The organism is Bacillus sp. JJ1773, assembly GCF_036962035.1.
Classification (GTDB): domain Bacteria; phylum Bacillota; class Bacilli; order Bacillales; family Cytobacillaceae; genus Cytobacillus.
Window position 1 is genome coordinate 1 of the sequence record NZ_JBALNX010000137.1, and the last position, 1,981, is coordinate 1,981.

Consider the following 1,981-nt stretch of genomic DNA (forward strand, 5'->3'; position numbering starts at 1 on the left):
ATTAAAACTCAATCTATACACTATCATAAGCAAAAATGAATTGAAGTTAAATTTTAGAATCGTAAAACCTTTCTTATGCTAATTAAATTTATATAACTAAAGTAACCTTGTTTATGTAATCAATGATTTTCATAATTTAATTTATTCAATCTTGCACGCTGAATTAATACAAAGATTAAATCAAAGATCACTACAAATGATCATTTAAATTGAACTTTGATTATTAAAGATTTTAATTAATTTTGATAAATATCCCCTAGCTACTCAAAAATCAATGAATACTAATTAAAATGAGTCGTCTCATTTGAGCCTTGACGATATTACTTCACTGATTGTTGCTTAGAAAATTCCAAGCTATGCTCCACCCCTCCCGTTTTTATTTTACCTGAGAATGCGTTAATCTCAGCCCATCACCGAAATTTAGTAATTTTGCAAGAATGTTGAATCTCTCAATCATCCGTTATTACTATTACGGCAACTGCTGATTTTCTAAATCGGCTCAGCAAGCCATGGGGTTTATTTATGGTATAACCCTCAGCTTCAAAATTCCGTGGGAACTACTATTTAGTTTTTCTTATATATATTTACGATTTAATCATTAAAACTTTGCACTTATGGAAATATTTTAAGAATTAATAAAGAATTTCCTCAAATTGCTTTACTACCTCTGCATTCTCTTGCATGTCACGGTCGAGGATCTCTCTAATGTATTGAGATTTATTAAGCCCTAATATTACACTCATTAGTGATAAATAACGCTTTGTATTTCTTCTAAATGTACACTTGTTTGCTTAGTTTTTTCCATTTTCTTCTTCCTCCTTTTCTTCAATTCTTTTAATCATTTTATTTACCTTTTCTTTCGCAGTCTTTAATAGTTTAAAATCAATTCCTGATGTTTTTAACATTCTGTGTAGATCGTCTAAACCTTTGATTTCCAATATTCTAACCACCTTCAATTTTTCATCTCTATACTAAGCTAAATAACCTTTAACAAAAGTGCTATAACTAATCAATTCTAATAATTCTTTTTCTTTCAGACCTATTTCATTAGCAAAAGATACAAGTTCTAAATATAAGTGCTCGCTATTCCTGTTAATGATTGATTTTTCTTTGCACTTTAAAATAATAAGCCCTTTATAATCCTCTGAACCCTCATACTTGACATTTGGAATTACTTCTTTTGTTAGGTTAGTAAAAAATACTCCCATCATCTTTTGACCTCCTTTACATTTTAAATTTACACGTTAGGAAGGGGGCACAATGGAAGGAAAGCCCTCTTCCCGTTACCGTTCAATATTAAAAAATTACTTGTTTAAAACCCTATGTGACCAACAAAAGGTTTAGAAAAAAGATAGGATTGAAGTAAGACAAGAAATGAGGAAGGATTTTCTCATCTCCTATATCTAGACTTCCTTGAAGGTTAAATATTATGCTTTCGGCATACTTCAATACCATATATACATATACTTAAGTTTTGAATTTAAAAGTTCTTCACTTTTAAACTTTTGAATCTACTTGATTCCTATAACTTAGGTTATGAGAATACATTATTCCTCGCACACTATAAAAGCCCCATATTAACACGCGCAAACGTTCGTGTTTTATTCCAATACTTCCTATTAACTTTTTATAAAAAACAAAAAAAGCCCCCTAGTGACTCCTAGAGGGCAAGTTCAATATTTTATTTGATTATGTCGGTATATTAGTCTTGCATTTCCTCCCATTGTGGCATCTATATTTATCCATATTATTATGAATACAAAGCCCCTCTTAACCTTTTAGGCAAATAAAGGAAATAAATGTTTAGTCATACAAAAACATAATAGGTAAAAAACGTTTTATATACCCCCTATTTTTTGCTCATGGAAGGGGGAAAGATAAGCTAAAAGTAATTGAAGGTCAGCATATTAGCCAAAATATATATAAACTTTCAATATACAGTTATGAGAAAGAACATAACCAATATTTAGAAAATAATACC

2 protein-coding genes are annotated in these 1,981 nt (G+C 29.8%); both read right to left on the reverse strand.

The window, feature by feature from the left end; translation table 11 throughout:
* Positions 1–791 precede the first annotated feature (791 nt).
* Positions 792–938 (reverse strand): hypothetical protein, encoded by a 147-nt coding sequence (locus V7127_RS25275; protein ID WP_335490896.1) that lies wholly within the window; start codon positions 936–938, stop codon positions 792–794.
* Between the two features lie 33 nt (positions 939–971).
* Positions 972–1,211, reverse strand: coding sequence for a hypothetical protein (locus V7127_RS25280; RefSeq protein WP_335490899.1), 240 nt, complete (start codon positions 1,209–1,211; stop codon positions 972–974).
* Positions 1,212–1,981: the final 770 nt, after the last annotated feature.